This is a genomic window from Saccharothrix luteola, assembly GCF_020859565.1.
GTDB classification, from domain to species: domain Bacteria; phylum Actinomycetota; class Actinomycetes; order Mycobacteriales; family Pseudonocardiaceae; genus Actinosynnema; species Actinosynnema luteola.
On sequence record NZ_JAJHUO010000046.1, the window covers coordinates 39,057 to 56,614 of the forward strand.

The following is a 17,558-nucleotide window of genomic DNA, read 5'->3' on the forward strand; positions in this document are numbered from 1 at the left end:
AGCAGAGGAAGAGGCTGCGGACGGTCGCGCGGCGAACACTGCTGGCGTTGGCCCTGCTCGCGCTGGCCGTCGCGGCCGGGCCGCCGCTCCTCGCGCTGCTGGCTCACTTCATTGTGGGTCTGTCGGCCTTCATGTGGGCGAATACCGGCTGGGGCCGCGACATGGTGCCCCTGATGGTGGTTGCCTCGGTCGCCGGTGTGCTGCTGTGGCTGGCCGCCCGGCGCTTCCGCGAGCGCACGGCGAGCGGTGGGCAGAGGTCCGCCTGGGCGTCGATGTCGGTCTCCGAGCGGACGTCCCTGATCACGTCGGTGACCGCGGTCGTGGCACTGGCCGTCACCGCGTTGTCCGTGCAGGCCACCCGCGAACAGGTCGAGCTGGCCGCGCGGGGCCAGGTGAACGACCGGTACGACAAGGCGGTGGGGCAGCTCGCCTCGGACAAGCCGGAGGTTCGCGTCGGCGGCATCCTGGCGCTGGAACGGGTGGCCATGGATTCCCCCGGCGAGGCCGGGATCGCGGCCGGGCTGCTCGCGGCCTTCATCCGGTCCGCGGCACAGCGGCAGGCACGCCCCTGCGATTCGGCCGACGACGTGAGGGTAGCGGTCTCGACGCTCACCAGGTTGGCGGTCTACGACAGTACGAGCGCCCTTGACCTGCGGAACACCTGCTTGTCGGGCACCTCGTGGCTCCGTGCGCAGCTGGTCGGCGCCGACTTCAGCGGCGCCGACCTCGAAGGCGCGCAGTTCGTGCAAGCCGAGCTGGGCAACTCGCGGTTCGTCGGCGCGAACCTCGGCAACGCCGTGTTCGTCGGCACGTCGCTCGCACACGCGGACCTCAGCGGCGCCAGTCTGCGTGGCGTCGACCTGACAGACGCAAACTTGAGGGGGGCGAAGCTGAGCGGGGCGGACGTGGGGCAGGCGAAGCTGCCCCCGGACGCCCCGACTCCCTGACGGCTACTCCACGACCGCGAGCGCGTCGATCTCGACCAGCAGCTTGTCGGGCAGGCCGACGTAGACGGTGGTGCGGGCGGGGAACGGCTCTTCGGTGACGAACTCGCCGTAGGCGGCGTTCATCTCGGCGAAGTGCGCGGTGTCGGTGAGGTAGACGCGCAGCATCACCACGTCGGCGAGGGTCGCGCCGCCGGCCGCCAGCACGGCGATCACGTTGCGCATCGCCTGCCTGGTCTGCTCGGCCGCGGTGTCGCCGACGATGGTGCCGGTGGCCGGGTCGAACGCGACCTGGCCCGCCACCTGGAGCACGGGGCCCTTGCGGACGCCCTGGGAGAACGCGGCCACGGGGGTGGGCGCGTCGGCGGTCCTGATCTCGGTCTTCGCCATGGGTCGTGCGTTCCTCTCTCTGGTGGTCCGTCGGCCGCGTGGCGGCGGTGACGGTTCGTCAGTCGCGCGGCGTCCAGCCGCACTCGACGGAGGCGGCCCGCGCGGTGGCGAGCAGGTCGGGCACGTGGCCGAGCAGCCCGTCGAAGTCCAGCAGCACCTTGGGCACGGACATCGACACGGCGGCGACGACCTCGCCGCGGGCGCCGCGGACGGGCGCGGCGACGCAGTGGATGAAGTCCTCGTGCTCGGCGTTGTCGACGGCGTAGCCGGCGGCGCGGACGCGGTCCAGCTCGGCCAGGTAGGCGTCCGGCGTGGTGATGGTGTTCGCGGTCAGCGGCACGTAGTCGATGGACCGGGCGACCTCGCGGCGGCGTGGCTCGGGCAGGTCCGCCAGCAGCACCTTGGCGACGGCGGTGCAGTGCAGCGGGGCCCGTCTGCCGATGCGCGAGTACATCCGCATCGGGTGGGTGCTGTCGTACTTGTCGATGTAGATGACCTCGCCGTCCTCGTAGGAGGCCAGGTGGACGGTGTAGCCGGTGCGGGCGTTGAGGTCGCGCAGGGCGTTCTCGGCGCTGCGCCGCACGTCCCGCTCCTCCAGCGCCCGGTTGGCCAGGTCGAACAGGGCGGTGCCCAGCCGGTAGTGGTGCACGCCCTCGCGCTGCACGAACCGGTGCGACTCCAGCGTGCGCAGCAGCCTCATGGTGGTCGACTTGTGCACCTCGATGACGCCCGACAGCTCGTCCAGCGTCTTCGGCCCGGTGGCCAGTTCCCCCACCAGGGTCAGCGCCCGGTCCAGGCTTTGGCTCATCGACGTCTCCTCAGGTGTGCGGCGGCCCACGTGCGGGAATCGGCGTCCAGCAGTGGCACGGTCACCGCGGGCGGCAGCGACTCGCCGACATCCTCCCTGGTGAGCAGCGCGGAGGCGGCTTGGAGGTGCCCGGCGCGCAGTCGGCGCGTCGGCGGCTCGCCGGCGAGGTGCGCGGCGAGGTAGCCGGCGGCGAACGCGTCGCCCGCGCCGACGGGTTCCACCACGTCCACCCGCAGTCCCGGCTGGAACGTCGACGCACCGCCTTCGACGACGGTCGCGCCGCGTGCGCCGTGCTTGACCACGAGCGTCGTCGGTCCGGGCAGCAACGCCCTCAGCTCCGCCGGATCGCCGACACCCCACACGGCCTGCGCCTCGTCGGCGCCGGCGAGCACGATGTCCGCCGCGTCGGCGAGTCCCCGCAGCACGGCCGGGTCGCGGTCGCGCCACAGCGCGGGCCGCCAGTTCAAGTCGAACGACACCGGCGCGGACCGCGGCCGGCGCAGGACGGCGCGCAGCAGTTCGAGGCAGCTGTCCGAGAGAGCCGCGGTGATGCCGCTGACGTGGATCAGCGCGATGTCGTCCCAGCGCAGGCGGTCCAGCGTGGCCGGCCCCATCGCGGACGCCGCCGAGCCGCGCCGGTAGTACCGCACCGGGCTGCCGGCGGCGTCGGCTTCCTTGACGTAGAGGCCGGTCGGCCGGTCGGGGTCGACGCGCACGCCGGTGACGTCCACGCCCGCGCCGCCCACCGCGTCGAGGACCGCGCCGCCGAACGCGTCGTCGCCGACCGCGCTCACCCAGCGGCTGCGCACGCCGAGCCGGGCCAGGTGGATGGCCACGTTGGACTCGGCGCCGCCGATCGCCCTGGTCCACGTGCGCGCCGCGCGCACCGGGCCGGGTTCGGCGGGCACCAGCACCGCCATGGTCTCGCCCAGGCACACCACGCCGCCCGGCAGGTCGAACCGCATCCGGACTCCTTGATCGACGGTGTCGGCTGATTGACGGGCAGGCGACCGAATGTTACACACTCCAGCAGCACATCGCGCAATAGCCGTTGCAATATACGCAACGTTAGGAGCGGGAGACGTGGATCTCGACGCTGTGGCCGCCATCCGCGACGAGCGGGTCGACTGGCGGTTCAAGGGCCTGCCCGCCGACGCGTTCGGCGCCACGATCGGCGAGGTCGCGGCCCGCCGGCTCGACCTGTTCGCCGACGGGTTCGTCGGCCCCCTGGTCGTGCTGGACGCCGCCGCGCTGGAGCACAACCTCGCCACCATGGCCCGCTGGTGCGCCGACCGCGGCGTGCTGCTGGCGCCGCACGGCAAGACGACCATGGCCCCGCAGCTGTTCGCCCGCCAGTTGGCGCACGGCGCGTGGGGGATCACCGCGGCCAACACCAGCCAGCTGCGGGTGTACCGGGCGTTCGGGGTGGAGCGGGTGGTGCTGGCCAACCAGCTCGTCGACCCCGCCGGGCTGCGGTGGCTGGCCGCGGAACTGGCCGCCGACGACACGTTCGAGTTCACCTGTTGGGTGGACTCCGTCGCGGGGGTGGCGCGGATGACCGAGGCGCTCGGCGCGGTCGAACGGCCGGTCGACGTGCTGGTCGAGCTCGGGGCGCGCGGCGGGCGGACCGGCGCGCGTGACCAGGCCACCGCGCTGGAGGTGGCGCGGGCCGCCGCCGCGAGCCCCGCGTTGCGCCTGGCCGGCGTCGGCGGCTACGAGGGCGCGCTGGCGCACGACGCGTCACCGGCGGCGCGGTCCGTCGTGGACGGTTACCTGGACTCGGTGCGCGAGTTGGCGATCGCGCTGCGGGACGTGTTCGAGGTCGACGAGCCGATCGTCACGGTGGGTGGCAGCGCGTACTTCGACCAGGTGGCGGCGAAGCTCACCGAGCCGTGGCCGTTCCCGGTGCGGCCGGTGCTGCGCAGCGGCGCGTACATCACCCACGACGACGGGTTCTACCGCGGCATCTCACCCCTGGGCCGCACGCCCGGCGCGCAACCGTTCCGCAGCGCGCTGCGCGCGTGGGCGCAGGTCACCTCACGCCCGCAGCCCGACCTGGCGCTGCTGACGCTGGGCAAGCGGGACGCGTCGTTCGACGAGGGCCTGCCCGAACCGCAGGTGGTGCGCGGCCGGGACGGCGTCGAGCGGCCGTTCGCCGCCGAGGTCACCGCGCTCAACGACCAGCACGCGTTCGTGCGGCTGTCCGGTGACGAGGTCGAGGTCGGCGACTGGGTCGGCCTCGGCCTGTCGCACCCCTGCACGGTGTTCGACAAGTGGCCGCTGATCCCGGTGGTCGAGGGCACCACCGTGGTCGACCTGGTGCGCACCTACTTCTAGGGGGTTCGGCGTGGACATCGTCTTCCGGGGCGCACGGGTCGTGGACGGCACCGGCGCGCCCTCCTACCGGGCGGACGTGGGCGTGCGCGACGGGCGCATCGCCGAGATCGGCGACCGGCTCGACGGGCGGCGGGTGGTCGACGCCGACGGCCGGGTCCTCGCGCCCGGCTTCATCGACATGCACTCCCACTCCGACCTCCAGGTGCTGGCCGACCCCGGCCACCTGGCCAAGGTGTCGCAGGGCGTCACCACGGAGGTCCTCGGCCAGGACGGGCTGTCCTACGCGCCCGTGGACGACGACGTGCTGGCCGTGCTGCGCGCGCAACTGGCCGGGTGGAACGACGACCCGCCCGGCTTCGACTGGGACTGGCGCTCCGTCGGCGGGTACCTGGACCGCCTCGACCGGGGCATCGCGGTCAACGCCGCCTACCTCGTGCCGCAGGGCACGCTGCGGATGCTGTGCGTCGGCTACGACGACCGGCCCGCCACCGACGCCGAGCTGGACCGGATGCGCGAGGTGCTGGCGCGGTCGTTGCGCGAGGGCGCGATGGGCATGTCGTCCGGCCTGACCTACACGCCCGGCATGTACGCCGACACCGCCGAGCTGACCGAGCTGTGCCGGGTCGTCGGCGAGCACGGCGGGTTCTACAGCCCGCACCACCGCAGCTACGGCGCGGGCGCGCTGGAGGCGTACGCGGAGATGGTGCGCGTGTCGCGGGACGCCGACTGCCCCCTGCACCTCGCGCACGCCACGATGAACTTCGAGGTCAACCGGGGTCGGGCGGGCGAGCTGCTCGACCTGCTCGACCGGGCCATCGCGGCCGGCGCGGACATCACCCTCGACACCTACCCCTACCTGCCCGGCGCGACGTACCTGTCGGCGCTGCTGCCGAGCTGGGCGGGCGCGGGCGGACCGGAGGCGACCCTGGCGCGGCTGTCCGATCCGGACACCCGCGAGCGGATCCGGGTCGAGGTCGAGGAGACCGGCTCCGACGGCTGCCACGGCGTGCCGGTCGACTGGTCGACCATCGAGGTCAACGGCGTGCGCAAGGCCGAGAACGCGCACCTGGTCGGGCACTCGGTCGCCGAGTCGGCGCGCCGGGCCGGCCGGCCGCCCGCCGAGCTGTACTTCGACGTCCTGCTCTCCGAGCGGCTGGGCACCTCGTGCCTCATGCACGTCGGCCACGAGGACAACGTCCGCGCGATCATGCGGCACCCGGCGCACACCGGCGGCAGCGACGGCCTGCTGGTGGGCGACCGGCCGCACCCGCGCGCGTGGGGCACGTTCCCCCGCTACCTCGCCCGGTACGTGCGCGAGCTCGGCGTGCTGGGCCTGGAGGAGTGCGTGGCGCACCTGACCGGCCGGGCCGCGCGGCGGCTCCGGCTCGCCGACCGGGGGCTCGTGCGCGAGGGGCACGCGGCCGACCTCGTGCTGTTCGACCCCGACGCGATCGCCGACACCGCGACGTTCGACGAGCCCCGGCAGGCCGCCGCGGGCATCACCCACGTCGTCGTCAACGGGGTGCCCGTGCTCGACGACGGCGTGCGGACCGACGCGCTGCCCGGCCGTTCCCTGCGACACCACCGGAGCCGTTCGTGATCGACTGGTTGCAGCACACCGCGGGAGGGCTGCTGACGCTGTCCGCGCTCAGCATCGCCCTGCTCCTGGCCATGATCATCAGGTGGAAGGTCGAGCCGTTCATCGCGCTGCTCGTCGTCGGCCTGCTGGTAGCGCTCGCCGCCGGCCTGCCCGTGGAGACGCTGGTCGGCTCGGCGCAGAAGGCCTCGGACTCGTTGGTGGAGAAGGGTTTCGGCGGCATCCTCGGCCACGTCGCCGCGATCATCGGCCTCGGCACGCTGCTCGGCTCGATCCTGGAGGCCTCCGGCGGCGCGGAGGTGCTGACCCGGTCGCTGCTGCGGGCGTTCGGCGAGAACCGCGCCCCGCTGGCCATGGGCCTGTCGGGGTTGATCTTCGGCGTGCCGGTGTTCTTCGACATCGGCATCTTCGTGCTCGCTCCCCTGGTCTACGTGGCCGCGAAGCGCAGCGGCCGGTCGATCGTGCTGTACGCCATGCCGCTGCTGGCCGGGCTGTCGGTGACGCACGCGTTCATGCCGCCGCACCCCGGCCCCGTCGCGGCGGCGGGCATGCTCGGCGTCGAGCTCGGCTGGATCATCGTCATGGCACTGGCCGTGGCGATCCCGTCGTGGTTCATCGGCGGCGTGCTGTTCTCGGCGTGGATGGGCAAGCGGCTGCACGTGCCCGTGCCGGAGGAGATGCTGGCCGCCGCGGAGAAGGCGCGCGGCGAGCAGGCCAAGGGCGAGCCGCCGCTGTCGCTGGTGCTGGGGATCATCGCGGTGCCCCTGGTGCTGATCCTGGCGGGCACGTTCGGCAGCATCCTGCTGCCCAAGGGGTCCACCGCGCTGGGGGTGTTCACGTTCTTCGGCACCCCCGCGGTGGCGTTGACGATCGCCGTGCTGGTGGCGTTCTGGCTGCTGGGCTTCCGCCGGGGCATGACGCGCGAGCAGGTGACCGAGCTGTCCGCCGCGTCGTTGCGGCCGGTGGCGATGATCCTGCTGGTGGTCGGCGCGGGCGGCTTCTTCGGCGCGGTGCTGTCCGCGACGGGCGTCGGCAAGGTGCTCGCCACGTCGCTGGCCGACGTCGGGCTGCCGGTGATCGCGCTGTCGTACGTGATCAGCTGCGGGATGCGCATCGCGCAGGGCTCGGCCACCGTCGCGATCGTGACCACGACCGGTATCGTCGTGCCCGTCGTGGCGGACCTGGACTTACTCGCAGCCGCAGCTGGCGCTGCTGGTCATGTCGATCGCGGCGGGCTCGATCATCGCCTCGCACGTCAACGACGGCGGGTTCTGGATCGTGTCGCGCTACTTCGGCCTGTCGGTGAAGGAAACCCTCCAGACGTGGACCGTGCTGGAGACGATCCTGTCCGTGGTCGGCTTCGTGGTGGCCGCGCTGCTGAGCCTGGTGGTGTAGCGGGCGCCTCCCGCCGTCTCCCCCGGCCGCCTCTCAGGCGCCGGCCTTCGTGCCGTCCGGCCTGGCGGCGAACCACACGCCGCCGACGCCGTGGCCCTTCGCGTCGCCGCACACCACGTCGTCGGCGAACAGGTACAGCGGCCACCCGGCGACCGTGGCCTGCCGCGTGCCGTCCGCGCGGGTCACCGAACCCACCAGCGCCTGGTCCACGCCCCGCACCTCGAACCGCGGCGAGTCCACCAGCAGCGGCGGCCACTTCGTCGCGCAGTCGCCGTCGCAGTTGGACGCCGAGGGGTTCGCGCGGTCCTCGTCGAACCGGTAGAGCGTCATGCCGTCCTTGTCGGTCAGCACGGTGCCGAGCCGGCCCACCGACGCGGTCGTCAGCACCAGGCCCGCGGCGGGCGCGGCCTTCCTGCCGTCCGGGGCGGCCACGAACCACGTGCCGCCGACGCCCTGCCCGTTGGCCTGGCCCGGTGCGGTGTCCTGGGCGAACCGGTACACGGGCCAGCCGGCCACGGTGACCTGCCGCACGCCGTCGGGGCGGTCGAGCGTGGCCACGAGCGACTGGTCGACGCCCTGCACCCGCACGTCGCCGGAGGTCGCCGGCACCGGCGGCCACTGCTCCGCGCAGCCACCGTCGCAAGTGGACAGCGAGGGTTTCGCCGAGTCCCGGTCGAACCGGTAGAGCGTCAGGCCGTCGCCGTCGGTCAACACCGTGCCCAGGCCCGGCACCACGGCGGTGGCGATGTCGGCGGACTCTTGCGGCGCGACCTCGTTGCCGGCCCTTTCCGGTTGTGCGCCAAGGGGACCGGCCCCCTGCTCCTGAGCGGCGGGCCGTGCGGCGCCGGTGTGCGGCGTGGTGCCGCAAGCGCCGAGCAGGGTGATGCCGAGGAGAGCGACGGCGGCTGCACGCGTGCGGGTCATGGCGGACCTCCCTGAGGCGACCGGATGCCACCCACACGGACAGCGGACCCGAACGGTTCACCGGATTCGGTGGTTTTTTGTGCGCTCAATCGAGGCCGTGATCACGGAACGCCGCACGCTTGAGCGGCGGCACCGCCTCGAACAGCCGCAACACCGACTTGAACGCCACCCGGCCGACCGCGTTGCCCGACACGAACTGCCGCGCGCTGCGCAACGACGCCGTCACCGCCGCGAAGCCGTACTCCCGCATCCGCCGCTCGTAGTCCGCGATCGCGTCCAACGGCTCGCGCTCGACCAGGTTGCGGCACAACGTCATCGCGTCGCGCAACGCGGTGTTCGCCCCGATCCCGCGCATCGGCGTCATGCTGTGGATCGCGTCGCCGAGCAGCGTCACGGCGGTCGTCGGCCACGGGTCCACCGGCACTGACGTGCGGATCGGCTAGTGCGACACCGAGTCGTGCGGCGACTCGCGCACCACCCGCACCAGGTCCGGGTGCCAGCCGGTGATCGCGTCGGCCACCACGTCCCGCAGCGGCCGGTTCGCGGGCAGCACCAGGCCGGCCGCGGCGTAGGCCCACATCAGGTAGCCGTCCTCGGCCAGTTCGTGCGGCGCGAGGAACATCCCAGCCGCCGCGCGCGGGATCACCGAGTGGGCGTGTGCGACGAGCTCCGGCGGCAGCCAGGCACGCGTGCGCGGGGTCAGCGGCAGCTTGCCCGCGACGGCCGTGATGCCGGTGTCGACGCGTTCGGCGTGCGGGAGGTACTGGGCTCGCACCGCCGAGTTCGCGCCGTCCGCGCCCACCAGCACGTCGCACCGGGTGCTCGTGCCGTCGGCGAAGTGGACCGTGAGGCGGCCGTCCTCGTGCTCGTAGCGGGTGAACCGACGGCCGAACCCCACCACGTCGTCCAGGCCGGTCAGCAGGATCTCCCGCAGCGTGATGCGACTGACCGAGTGGTGGGCGCGGGCCGGGACGTCCGCCGGGTTCTCGACGGTGAGCAGCCGTCGGAGCCGCTCGTCCAGGAACCCGAACCCGCCGCCGCCACGGCCGGTGGTGGCGACGAACCGCTCCCACAGCTCCGGCGGCAGGCACTCGTGCAGCGCGCGTGCGCCGATAGGGCTGATGTGCAGCCGATATCCCTGCAACCGGTCGGTCGACGTCACGTCCCGCTCGTGCACGGACACGCTCACCCCGTTCCGCGTCAACCCCTGGGCCAGGCACAACCCGCCCACACCGCCACCGACGACCGCCACGTGAAGACTCATGCGGCCCACTATCATCCAAACGTTTGATTAAGTCAACCAGACGGCTGATAGTGCGTGATCGGCTACGGTTGACCGCGTGCCCCGCCGCTCACCCGACGCCACCGAACGCAAGCGCGACCCCGAGCGCACCAAGGCCCGGATCCTCGAAGCGGCGACGGCCGAGTTCGGCGCGAAGGGCTACGCGGCGGCCCGGGTGAGCGCCATCGCCGACCGCGCGGGCGTGAACAAGCAGCTGATCTCGTACTACTTCGGTGGGAAGGAAGGCCTCTACCGCGAGCTGTCCGGGCGGTGGCAGCGGCAGGGCGGGGAACTCACCGACGGCCCGTTGGCGGAGGTCGTGCGCGGGTTCGTGCTGTCGACGCGCTCGCAGCGGGACTGGGCGCGGCTGATGGTGTGGGAGAACGTGTCCGGCGACGACACGCCGGACGAGGGGGACACGGAGTTCCTGCGGGCGCAGGTGGAAGCGCTGCGGGCCAGGCAGGAGGCCGGCGAGCTCCCCACCGACCTCGACCCGGCGTGCCTGCTGCTGGCCCTGACGGCAGCCGCGAGCGCGACCGTCTTCATGCCGCGGATGGTGCGCCGGATCACCGGGGAGGACCCGGAGTCGGACGAGTTCGCCGAGCGCTACGCCGAGCAACTGGCCCGACTCGTCCGACACCTCGGCTAGCTCCGACACCTCGACCGGCTCCGGCGCGGGCTGGTGTCGCACCTCGACCATCTCCGGGACCGGCCCGCACTCCGGCGCGCCGCGGCTCAGCGCGCTGCGGGCTCGGGCTGCACTTCAGCCAGCTCCACCGGCGCGGGCTCGGCCTCTCGGGCGGCTCGGACCGGCTCCGATTTGAGCGGCATTTCGGCCGCCACCACCTTCAGCCGGCACCGCCCCGGGCGAACGCTCGACTGGCGCGGGCTCGGCCTCTCGGGCGGCTCGGACCGGCTCCGACTTGAGCGGCATTTCGGCCGCCACCACCTTCAGCCGGCACCGCCCCGGGCGAACGCTCGACTGGCGCCGGCCCGGCTCGATCAAGCTCTCGCGCGGCTCGGGCAGGATGGATCGGGCGGGATGGATCGGGCGGGATCTCGACCAGCTGCGGCCTGAGTTCGCCTTTCGCGGCTCTCGCGCTCCTCGGGCGCGACACGGGCTCGGGTGGCGACTCCCCCTCGGCCTCGGGCATGGCTTGGGCTCCGGCGGCGGTTCGGGCTCTGGCGGCGCTCGGCTCGGACTCAGACGACAGCTCAAACTCTCGGCGTGGCTCGGGCTCGGCCGACAGTTCGGCTAGCTCTCGCGCGGCTCGGGCTCGGGTGCAGCTCAGGCGAGGCTCAAACTCTCGGCGCGGCTTGGGCTCCGGCGGACGGCGGCGCGGCTTGGGCTCCGACGGGCGGCCGTGGCTCGGGTTCGAGCGGGCGGCGGCGCGGCTCGGGTTCGGGTGGGTGCTTCAGCGGGCCGGCAGCTCGGTTAGCAGTTGCCCAGAGCCGCGTGGAACCCGGCCAGGTAGGTGCGCAGACCCCGCTGGCCGCTGCGCATCATCAGCTCGTGGTTGGCCAGGAGCAGCGGCCGGGCGAGGAGGGCCACGCGGCGCAGCAGAGGTTTGCGCACGACCACCTCCTGGTCGTAGACCAGGCGCGAACCGCGGCCCTCGGCGAAGATCCGCCAGCTCGCCGTGCCGTCGAGGTCTCCGACGAGGTCCGCGCGCAGCAGACCCGCCGCCGGCTCGCGGGCGTTGTGGCGGGCCTGGAACACCAGGTCGTACGGCAGCGCCGAGCGGCACCGCAGCTCGGCCACGTCGTCGGCGACCCGGCGGGCCGTGCGCACCTGCGGCCACCACTGCGGGTAGCTGCCCAGGTCGGCGAGGACGTCGAAGGTCCGCTCGGGGGTGCTGTCCACCGACCAGACGCTGCGGAAGCGGTACGTGTTCGGTGACATGACGCCAGTGTTCGACATGGCGCCATAGTCACGTACACCGGTCGTGTGCGCGAGCACCCGTGGCCGCGGGGATGGTGGGTGACCGGGGCCGCCGCGTCTCCCCATCATTTCCGGCAACGCTATCCGGCTTTCCATTCATACCCGGAGACCGTGACGCCTTTGGGTGATCTTGGGGCGGCTGACCGGCCAGGTCGAGGCGGCCCGGCCGGGTCAGCCGCTCCAACGGTCAGCCGACGGCGGCGGCGGTTGGTAGGGCTTCGCGCAGGAACTGTCCCGTGTAGCTGTCCGGCACGTCCGCGACCTGCTCCGGCGTGCCCTCCGCCACCACCATTCCGCCGCCGGACCCGCCCTCCGGCCCCATGTCCACCAGCCAGTCCGACGTCTTGATCACGTCGAGGTTGTGCTCGATCACGATCACCGTGTTGCCCTTGTCGACCAACCCGTTGATCACGCCGAGCAGCTTGCGGATGTCCTCGAAGTGCAGCCCCGTGGTCGGCTCGTCGAGGATGTAGACCGTCTTGCCGGTCGACCGCTTCTGCAGCTCCGCCGCCAGCTTCACCCGCTGCGCCTCACCACCGGACAACGTGGGCGCGGGCTGCCCCAGCCGCACGTACCCCAACCCGACGTCGACGAGCGTGCGCAGGTGCCGGTGGATCGCGTTGATCGGCTCGAAGAACGTCGCCGCCTCCTCGATCGGCATGTCGAGGACCTCGGAGATCGTCTTGCCCTTGTAGTGCACTTCCAACGTCTCGCGGTTGTACCGGGCGCCCTTGCACACCTCGCACGGCACGTAGACGTCCGGCAGGAAGTTCATCTCGATCTTGATCGTGCCGTCGCCCGCGCACGCCTCGCAGCGCCCGCCCTTGACGTTGAACGAGAACCGACCCGGCTGGTAGCCCCGCACCTTCGCCTCGGTGGTGGCCGCGAACAGCTTGCGGATGTGGTCGAACACGCCCGTGTAGGTGGCCGGGTTGGACCGCGGGGTGCGGCCGATCGGCGACTGGTCGACCTGCACCAGCTTGTCGACCTGGTCCAGCCCGCGCACGCGCGTGTGCCTGCCCGGCACCTGCCGCGCGCCGTTGAGCTTGTTCGCCAGCACGGTCGCCAGGATGTCGTTGACCAGCGTGGACTTGCCCGAGCCGGACACACCGGTGACCGAGACCAGGCAGCCGAGCGGGAACGACACGTCGATGCCGCGCAGGTTGTGCTCCCGCGCGCCGACCACGGTGAGCTGCCGCTTCTTGTCGACCTTGCGGCGGGTGGCGGGCATGGGGATCTCCTTGCGCCCCGCCAGGTACGCGCCGGTGATCGACTCCTTGTTCTTCAGCAGCTCCCGGTACGGGCCGCTGTGCACGACCTTGCCGCCGTGCTCGCCCGCGCCGGGGCCGATGTCGACCACCCAGTCGGAGGTGCGGATGGTGTCCTCGTCGTGCTCGACCACGATCAGCGTGTTGCCCAGGTCGCGCAGCCGGACGAGGGTTTCGATCAGCTTGTGGTTGTCACGCTGGTGCAACCCGATCGAGGGCTCGTCCAGCACGTACAGCACGCCGACGAGGCCGGAGCCGATCTGCGTCGCCAACCTGATCCGCTGAGCTTCTCCACCCGAAAGAGTGCCGGACGCCCGGTCCAGTGACAGGTAGTTGAGGCCGACGTCGAGCAGGAAGTGCAGCCGGGCCTGGATCTCCTTGAGCACCGCGCCCGCGATCATCGACTCGCGCTTGCCCAGCTTGAGCCCGTCGAGGAACTCGGAGCACTCCGACACCGACATCGCGCACACCTCGGCGATGGACTTGTCGCCCTTGCGCCCGTGGTGCAGCGTGACGGCCAGGATCTCCGGCTTGAGGCGCGTGCCCTGGCACGTCGGGCACGGCACCTCCCGCATGTAGCCCTCGTACTTCTCCCGCATGTACTCGGACTCGGTCTGCTCCTGCCGCCGTTCCAGGAACGGGATCACGCCCTCGTAGTTGGCGTAGTAGGAGCGCTCACGACCGTAGCGGTTCTTGTAGCGGACGTTGACCTGCTCGTCGACGCCGTGCAGCACGGCCTTCTGCACCTTGGCGGGCAGCTGCCGCCACGGCGTGTCCATCCGGAACCCGATCGCGAGGCCGAGCGACTCCAGCAGCCGGGTGAAGTACTCGGCGGTCTGGCCGGACGCCCACGGCGCGATCGCGCCCTCGGCCAGCGACAGCTCGTCGTCCGGCACGACCAGCTCCGGGTCGACCTCCTTGCGCACGCCGATACCGGTGCACGCCGGGCAGGCGCCGTAGGGCGAGTTGAACGAGAACGACCGCGGCTCCAGGTCCTCGATCGCCAGCGCGTGGCCGTTCGGGCAGGCCAGGTTCTCGGAGAAGCCGCGGACCCGGCCCGGGTCGTGCTCCGGCACGTCCACGAACTCCAGCTCGACCAGGCCGTCGGCCAGGCGCAGCGCCGTCTCCACCGAGTCGGTCAGCCGCTGCTTGGAGCTCGCCTTCACGCTCAGCCGGTCGATCACGACCGCGATGTCGTGCTTCTCCTGCTTCTTCAGCTTCGGCACCTCGCCGAGGGCGTGGACCACGCCGTCGACCTTGGCGCGCGAGTAGCCCTGCGACTGCAGGGTGGAGAACAGGTCGAGGTACTCGCCCTTGCGGCCGCGGATGACCGGCGCGAGCACCTGGAACTTGGTGCCCGATTCCATGGCCAGCACCTGGTCCACGATCTGCTGGGGCGTCTGCTTGCTGATCGCCTCGCCGCACGTGGGGCAGTGCGCCTTGCCGGCCCGCGCGTAGAGCAGCCGCAGGTAGTCGTAGACCTCGGTGATGGTGCCCACGGTCGACCGCGGGTTGCGGCTGGTCGACTTCTGGTCGATCGACACCGCTGGCGAGAGGCCTTCGATGAAGTCGACGTCCGGCTTGTCCATCTGACCGAGGAACTGCCGCGCGTAGGCCGAGAGCGATTCGACGTAGCGGCGCTGGCCCTCGGCGAAGATCGTGTCGAAGGCGAGGCTGGACTTGCCCGAGCCGGACAGCCCGGTGAACACGATGAGGCTGTCCCTCGGCAGGTCGAGGTCCACCCCTCGCAGGTTGTGCTCGCGCGCCCCGCGAACGACAAGCCGGTCGGCCACAACGGTTCCCTTCGGTTCTTGACCTTCCCCCGAACAGACGTTCGAAAAGCGTATCGGACCACCACGCCGGCCCTGCCACCGCGTCGGCCCTGTCGGGGAGGGCGTCAACCATGCTAGGGCCGGGTACCGACAAATCGTGACGGGCACACTCCCACGATCGTGCGCCAACGGCTCTACCGGTCGGTAGTCAACGCCCCTACGCTGGGGTGATAGGCCGTTCGGCCGCAAACGCCGGGATGAGGTGCCCATGAGCTTCGCTGATGCCGCCCAGGTCCGATCCGCCCAGACGAGCGTACCCGCGCCCCGCGAGCAGTCGGCCGCGGTCCAGGACGCGGTCGCCGGGCTCGCCGAGGTCGAACGGGCGACAGGCGCGTTGTACGAGGTCGTGGCGGCCCTGGACCTCTCCGCGCTGCGCGGTCCGAGCCTGCTGCCGGGCTGGAGCCGGGCGCACGTGGTGACGCACCTCGCACGCAACGCCGACGCCCTGGTCAACCTGCTCATGTGGGCGAAGACGGGCGTCGAGCACCAGATGTACCCGAGCGCGGCAGACCGCGACGCCGACATAGCCGAGGGCGCGGGACGGTTGCCGCAGCTGCTGCGGGCGGACCTGGACGCGGCGTGCCAGCGGTTCGCCACGGCCGCCCGCGAGCTGCCCGCCACGGCGTGGGAGGCGGAGGTCGTGCACCCGACGTCGGGTCCGTTCCTGGCGCACCGGGTGCCGTGGCTGCGGCTGCGCGAGGTGTGGTTCCACCTGGTCGACCTGGACCGGGGCGTCGGGTTCGCCGACCTGCCGCCGGAACTGCTGGAGCACTTCCTCGAGGAGGCCGTCGGCCAGTACGCCGACCGGGCCGACACGCCGTCGGCGCGGGTGGAGGTGGTGTTCCCGGACGGCCGTCAGCGCGGCTGGGCGCTGACCGCGGACAGCGCGACGTCGCCCGCGGTCGGCGGCCCGGCGGCGGACGTGCTCGGGTGGCTGACCGGACGCCACAGCGGCGCCCGGCTGAACGGGACGGTGCCGACGCTGCCCAAGTGGCTCTGAGCGGCGTGCAGGCGGGCGGTGAGCAGCAGGCCGGCCAGGGTCGGCCGACTCGCCGTCAGGGCCCGGTGCGCCGGGCGTTCCACGAACTTGGTGAGCAGCCAGCCGAGCAAGACGGCCGACCCGGTGAAGAACGCCAGTTCCAGCCACGGCCCGCCGTAGGGTGAGACCTTGGCCATGACGACGTAGCCGAGCTCCTGGTGCACCAGGTACACGCCGTAGGAGATGCCTGCCAGCCACTTGATCGGCCGGGAGAGCAGGCGCACGGGAGCGACGTCCCAGTCCGGGCCGCCCGCCGCCGCGCACACGCCGATCAGCAGGACGCCGAAGCCGACGGTCGACGCGAGGTCGCCGCTGTGCCCGACCTGCACCAGGAGGGTCGCCGTGAGCAGGGCGAACAGGTGCCGGTCGCCGAGGCGTCCCTTGGACCACAGCCAGATCGCGACGCCGATGGCGAACAGCTGCGCGCGCTGGGCGCCGAGGCCGTTGTACAGGGTGTGGACGAGGCCGGGGTCGGCCGTCCAGTCCCTGATGGCCAGGGGGACGACGATGAGGACCCAGAGCAGCGCCTTGACCGCCCGGCCGCGGATCCGCGACGCCAGCAGGGCGCCCGCGACGAACCCCGTGACCTGGATCGGGAGCGTCCAGTAGGAGACGTCGACCAGGCGTGCGTCGGGGAACCAGCTCTGGAGCATGAGGACGTTGACGAGCAGGTCGCGCGGTTCGAGTTCGCTCCAGCCGTCCGGCGTGAGGTGGCGCAGCACGGTGTAGGTGCACACGGCGGCGACCACGTAGGCGGGCAGCAGGCGGGCCAGGCGGTTGTGCAGGAAGCGGCCGGGTTCGCCCTTGGCCAGCGAGGCGCAGGCGAAGAAGGCGGAGATCACCACGAGCGTGCTGGCGCCGAACTCGAAGCCGAAGACGAACGACGGCCGGCTGAGCTCCGGGTGGTTGGCCGGGCCGACGCGGGTGGCGTGCTGGAGGAGCACGCACAGCACGGCGAGGATGCGCAGGACGTCCCAGTTGATCCGACGTTTGGTAGGCACGAGGAAGAAGAACCCTAATCAGACGTTATCGGCGGAGCGGCGGAGAGTGTTACCAACCCTATGGGGTCGACCTGTGGGAGCCCTGAAGGGTGCCCGGTCGGATACGGTCGGCCATTGTGGACGTACTAGAGGACTACAAGGGGCACGTGTCGCCGGGCGGCCCGGCGGCGCGGCGGACCCTCGACGCGCTGACCATCACGAAGGTCTCGGTCGGCCCGATGGACAACAACGCGTACCTGCTGGTCTGCCGCGCGACGAACGAGGGTCTGCTCATCGACGCGGCGGCCGACCCGGAGCGGCTGTCGGACGTGGTCGGCCACGAGGTGGACCGGCCGAGGTTGAAGACGGTCGTGACCACGCACCGGCACCAGGACCACTGGGGCGCCCTCGGCGCGGTCGCGGGCGCGAACGGCTCCAACACCATCGCGCACGAGGCGGACGCGGAGGTGCTGCCGATCCCGCCGGACGTCCTGGTGGCGCACGGCGACACGGTGCACGTCGGCGAAGTCCCCTTGACGGTGATCCACCTGCGCGGCCACACGCCGGGCTCGATCGCCCTGCTGTACCGCGACCCAACCGGACACCCCCACCTCTTCACCGGGGACTCGCTGTTCCCGGGAGGGGTCGGCAGAACCACGTCGCCCGAAACCTTCACTTCGCTGATCGACGACGTGGAGACCCGGATCTTCGCCGAACTGCCCGACGACACGTGGGTCTACCCGGGTCACGGCGACGACACCACCCTGGGGCGTGAGCGACCTCACCTGGCCGAGTGGCGCGCGCGGGGTTGGTGACGGAG

14 protein-coding genes and 2 pseudogenes are annotated in these 17,558 nt (G+C 72.1%); 7 read left to right on the forward strand and 9 right to left on the reverse strand.

Annotation, left to right across the window (positions count from 1 at the left end; all coding sequences use genetic code 11):
* Positions 1 to 47 precede the first annotated feature (47 nt).
* Positions 48 to 947 (forward strand): pentapeptide repeat-containing protein, encoded by a 900-nt coding sequence (locus LNK82_RS43130; protein ID WP_230572598.1) that lies wholly within the window; start codon positions 48 to 50, stop codon positions 945 to 947.
* Between the two features lie 3 nt (positions 948 to 950).
* On the opposite strand, the gene LNK82_RS43135 is transcribed toward LNK82_RS43130, so the two are convergent.
* Genes LNK82_RS43135 through LNK82_RS43145 form a run of 3 tightly spaced genes read right to left on the reverse strand, consistent with a single transcriptional unit; the run spans position 951 to position 3,107 of the window.
* Positions 951 to 1,334, reverse strand: a complete 384-nt coding sequence (locus LNK82_RS43135; protein ID WP_230572599.1) for a RidA family protein — start codon at positions 1,332 to 1,334, stop codon at positions 951 to 953.
* A 58-nt stretch (positions 1,335 to 1,392) separates the two neighbouring features.
* Positions 1,393 to 2,142 (reverse strand): IclR family transcriptional regulator, encoded by a 750-nt coding sequence (locus LNK82_RS43140; protein WP_230572600.1) that lies wholly within the window; start codon positions 2,140 to 2,142, stop codon positions 1,393 to 1,395.
* The gene (locus LNK82_RS43145) at positions 2,139 to 3,107 is read right to left on the reverse strand and encodes a sugar kinase (RefSeq protein WP_230572601.1); all 969 of its coding nucleotides are present in this window, start codon (positions 3,105 to 3,107) and stop codon (positions 2,139 to 2,141) included. The genes LNK82_RS43140 and LNK82_RS43145 overlap by 4 nt, the downstream gene beginning before the upstream one ends.
* 118 nt (positions 3,108 to 3,225) lie before the next feature.
* Here LNK82_RS43145 and LNK82_RS43150 point away from each other — a divergent pair, with 118 nt between their 5' ends.
* The 3 genes and pseudogenes from LNK82_RS43150 (at position 3,226) to LNK82_RS43160 (ending at position 7,471) form a co-directional block, all read left to right on the forward strand.
* A complete protein-coding gene (locus tag LNK82_RS43150; RefSeq protein WP_230572602.1) occupies positions 3,226 to 4,479 on the forward strand; it encodes an amino acid deaminase in 1,254 nt (417 codons plus the stop codon).
* Between the two features lie 10 nt (positions 4,480 to 4,489).
* Positions 4,490 to 6,079 (forward strand): N-acyl-D-amino-acid deacylase family protein, encoded by a 1,590-nt coding sequence (locus tag LNK82_RS43155; RefSeq protein WP_230572603.1) that lies wholly within the window; start codon positions 4,490 to 4,492, stop codon positions 6,077 to 6,079.
* A pseudogene (locus LNK82_RS43160) lies at positions 6,076 to 7,471 on the forward strand (GntP family permease). Before LNK82_RS43155 ends, LNK82_RS43160 begins: the two are co-directional and overlap by 4 nt.
* 33 nt (positions 7,472 to 7,504) lie before the next feature.
* Here the strand turns inward: LNK82_RS43160 and LNK82_RS43165 are convergent.
* The 3 genes from LNK82_RS43165 to LNK82_RS43175 form a co-directional block, all read right to left on the reverse strand.
* Positions 7,505 to 8,395: a hypothetical protein gene (locus LNK82_RS43165; RefSeq protein ID WP_230572604.1), complete on the reverse strand. Its 891-nt coding sequence runs from the start codon at positions 8,393 to 8,395 to the stop codon at positions 7,505 to 7,507.
* Between the two features lie 85 nt (positions 8,396 to 8,480).
* Entirely contained in the window at positions 8,481 to 8,813 is a 333-nt protein-coding gene (locus LNK82_RS43170; protein WP_230572605.1) for an FAD-dependent oxidoreductase, read from the reverse strand.
* 21 nt (positions 8,814 to 8,834) lie between these two features.
* A complete protein-coding gene (locus tag LNK82_RS43175) occupies positions 8,835 to 9,659 on the reverse strand; it encodes an FAD-dependent oxidoreductase (RefSeq protein WP_230572606.1) in 825 nt (274 codons plus the stop codon).
* 76 nt (positions 9,660 to 9,735) lie between these two features.
* Here LNK82_RS43175 and LNK82_RS43180 point away from each other — a divergent pair, with 76 nt between their 5' ends.
* Positions 9,736 to 10,326 carry a TetR/AcrR family transcriptional regulator gene (locus LNK82_RS43180; protein ID WP_230572607.1) on the forward strand — a complete coding sequence of 197 codons (591 nt, stop codon included), beginning with the start codon at positions 9,736 to 9,738 and terminating at the stop codon, positions 10,324 to 10,326.
* A 786-nt stretch (positions 10,327 to 11,112) separates the two neighbouring features.
* Here the strand turns inward: LNK82_RS43180 and LNK82_RS43185 are convergent.
* Positions 11,113 to 11,580, reverse strand: coding sequence for an SRPBCC family protein (locus LNK82_RS43185; RefSeq protein ID WP_230572608.1), 468 nt, complete (start codon positions 11,578 to 11,580; stop codon positions 11,113 to 11,115).
* 226 nt (positions 11,581 to 11,806) lie between these two features.
* Positions 11,807 to 14,680 carry an excinuclease ABC subunit UvrA gene (gene uvrA, locus LNK82_RS43190; RefSeq protein ID WP_230572609.1) on the reverse strand — a complete coding sequence of 958 codons (2,874 nt, stop codon included), beginning with the start codon at positions 14,678 to 14,680 and terminating at the stop codon, positions 11,807 to 11,809.
* 247 nt (positions 14,681 to 14,927) lie between these two features.
* Between uvrA and LNK82_RS43195 the strand changes: the two genes are divergently transcribed.
* Positions 14,928 to 15,719, forward strand: a complete 792-nt coding sequence (locus tag LNK82_RS43195) for a maleylpyruvate isomerase family mycothiol-dependent enzyme (protein ID WP_230572610.1) — start codon at positions 14,928 to 14,930, stop codon at positions 15,717 to 15,719.
* 101 nt (positions 15,720 to 15,820) lie between these two features.
* Here LNK82_RS43195 and LNK82_RS43200 read toward each other — a convergent pair.
* A pseudogene (locus LNK82_RS43200) lies at positions 15,821 to 16,759 on the reverse strand (acyltransferase family protein); the annotation flags it as partial.
* A 116-nt stretch (positions 16,760 to 16,875) separates the two neighbouring features.
* Between LNK82_RS43200 and LNK82_RS43205 the strand changes: the two are divergent.
* Positions 16,876 to 17,553 carry an MBL fold metallo-hydrolase gene (locus LNK82_RS43205; protein WP_230572611.1) on the forward strand — a complete coding sequence of 226 codons (678 nt, stop codon included), beginning with the start codon at positions 16,876 to 16,878 and terminating at the stop codon, positions 17,551 to 17,553.
* Positions 17,554 to 17,558 lie beyond the last annotated feature (5 nt).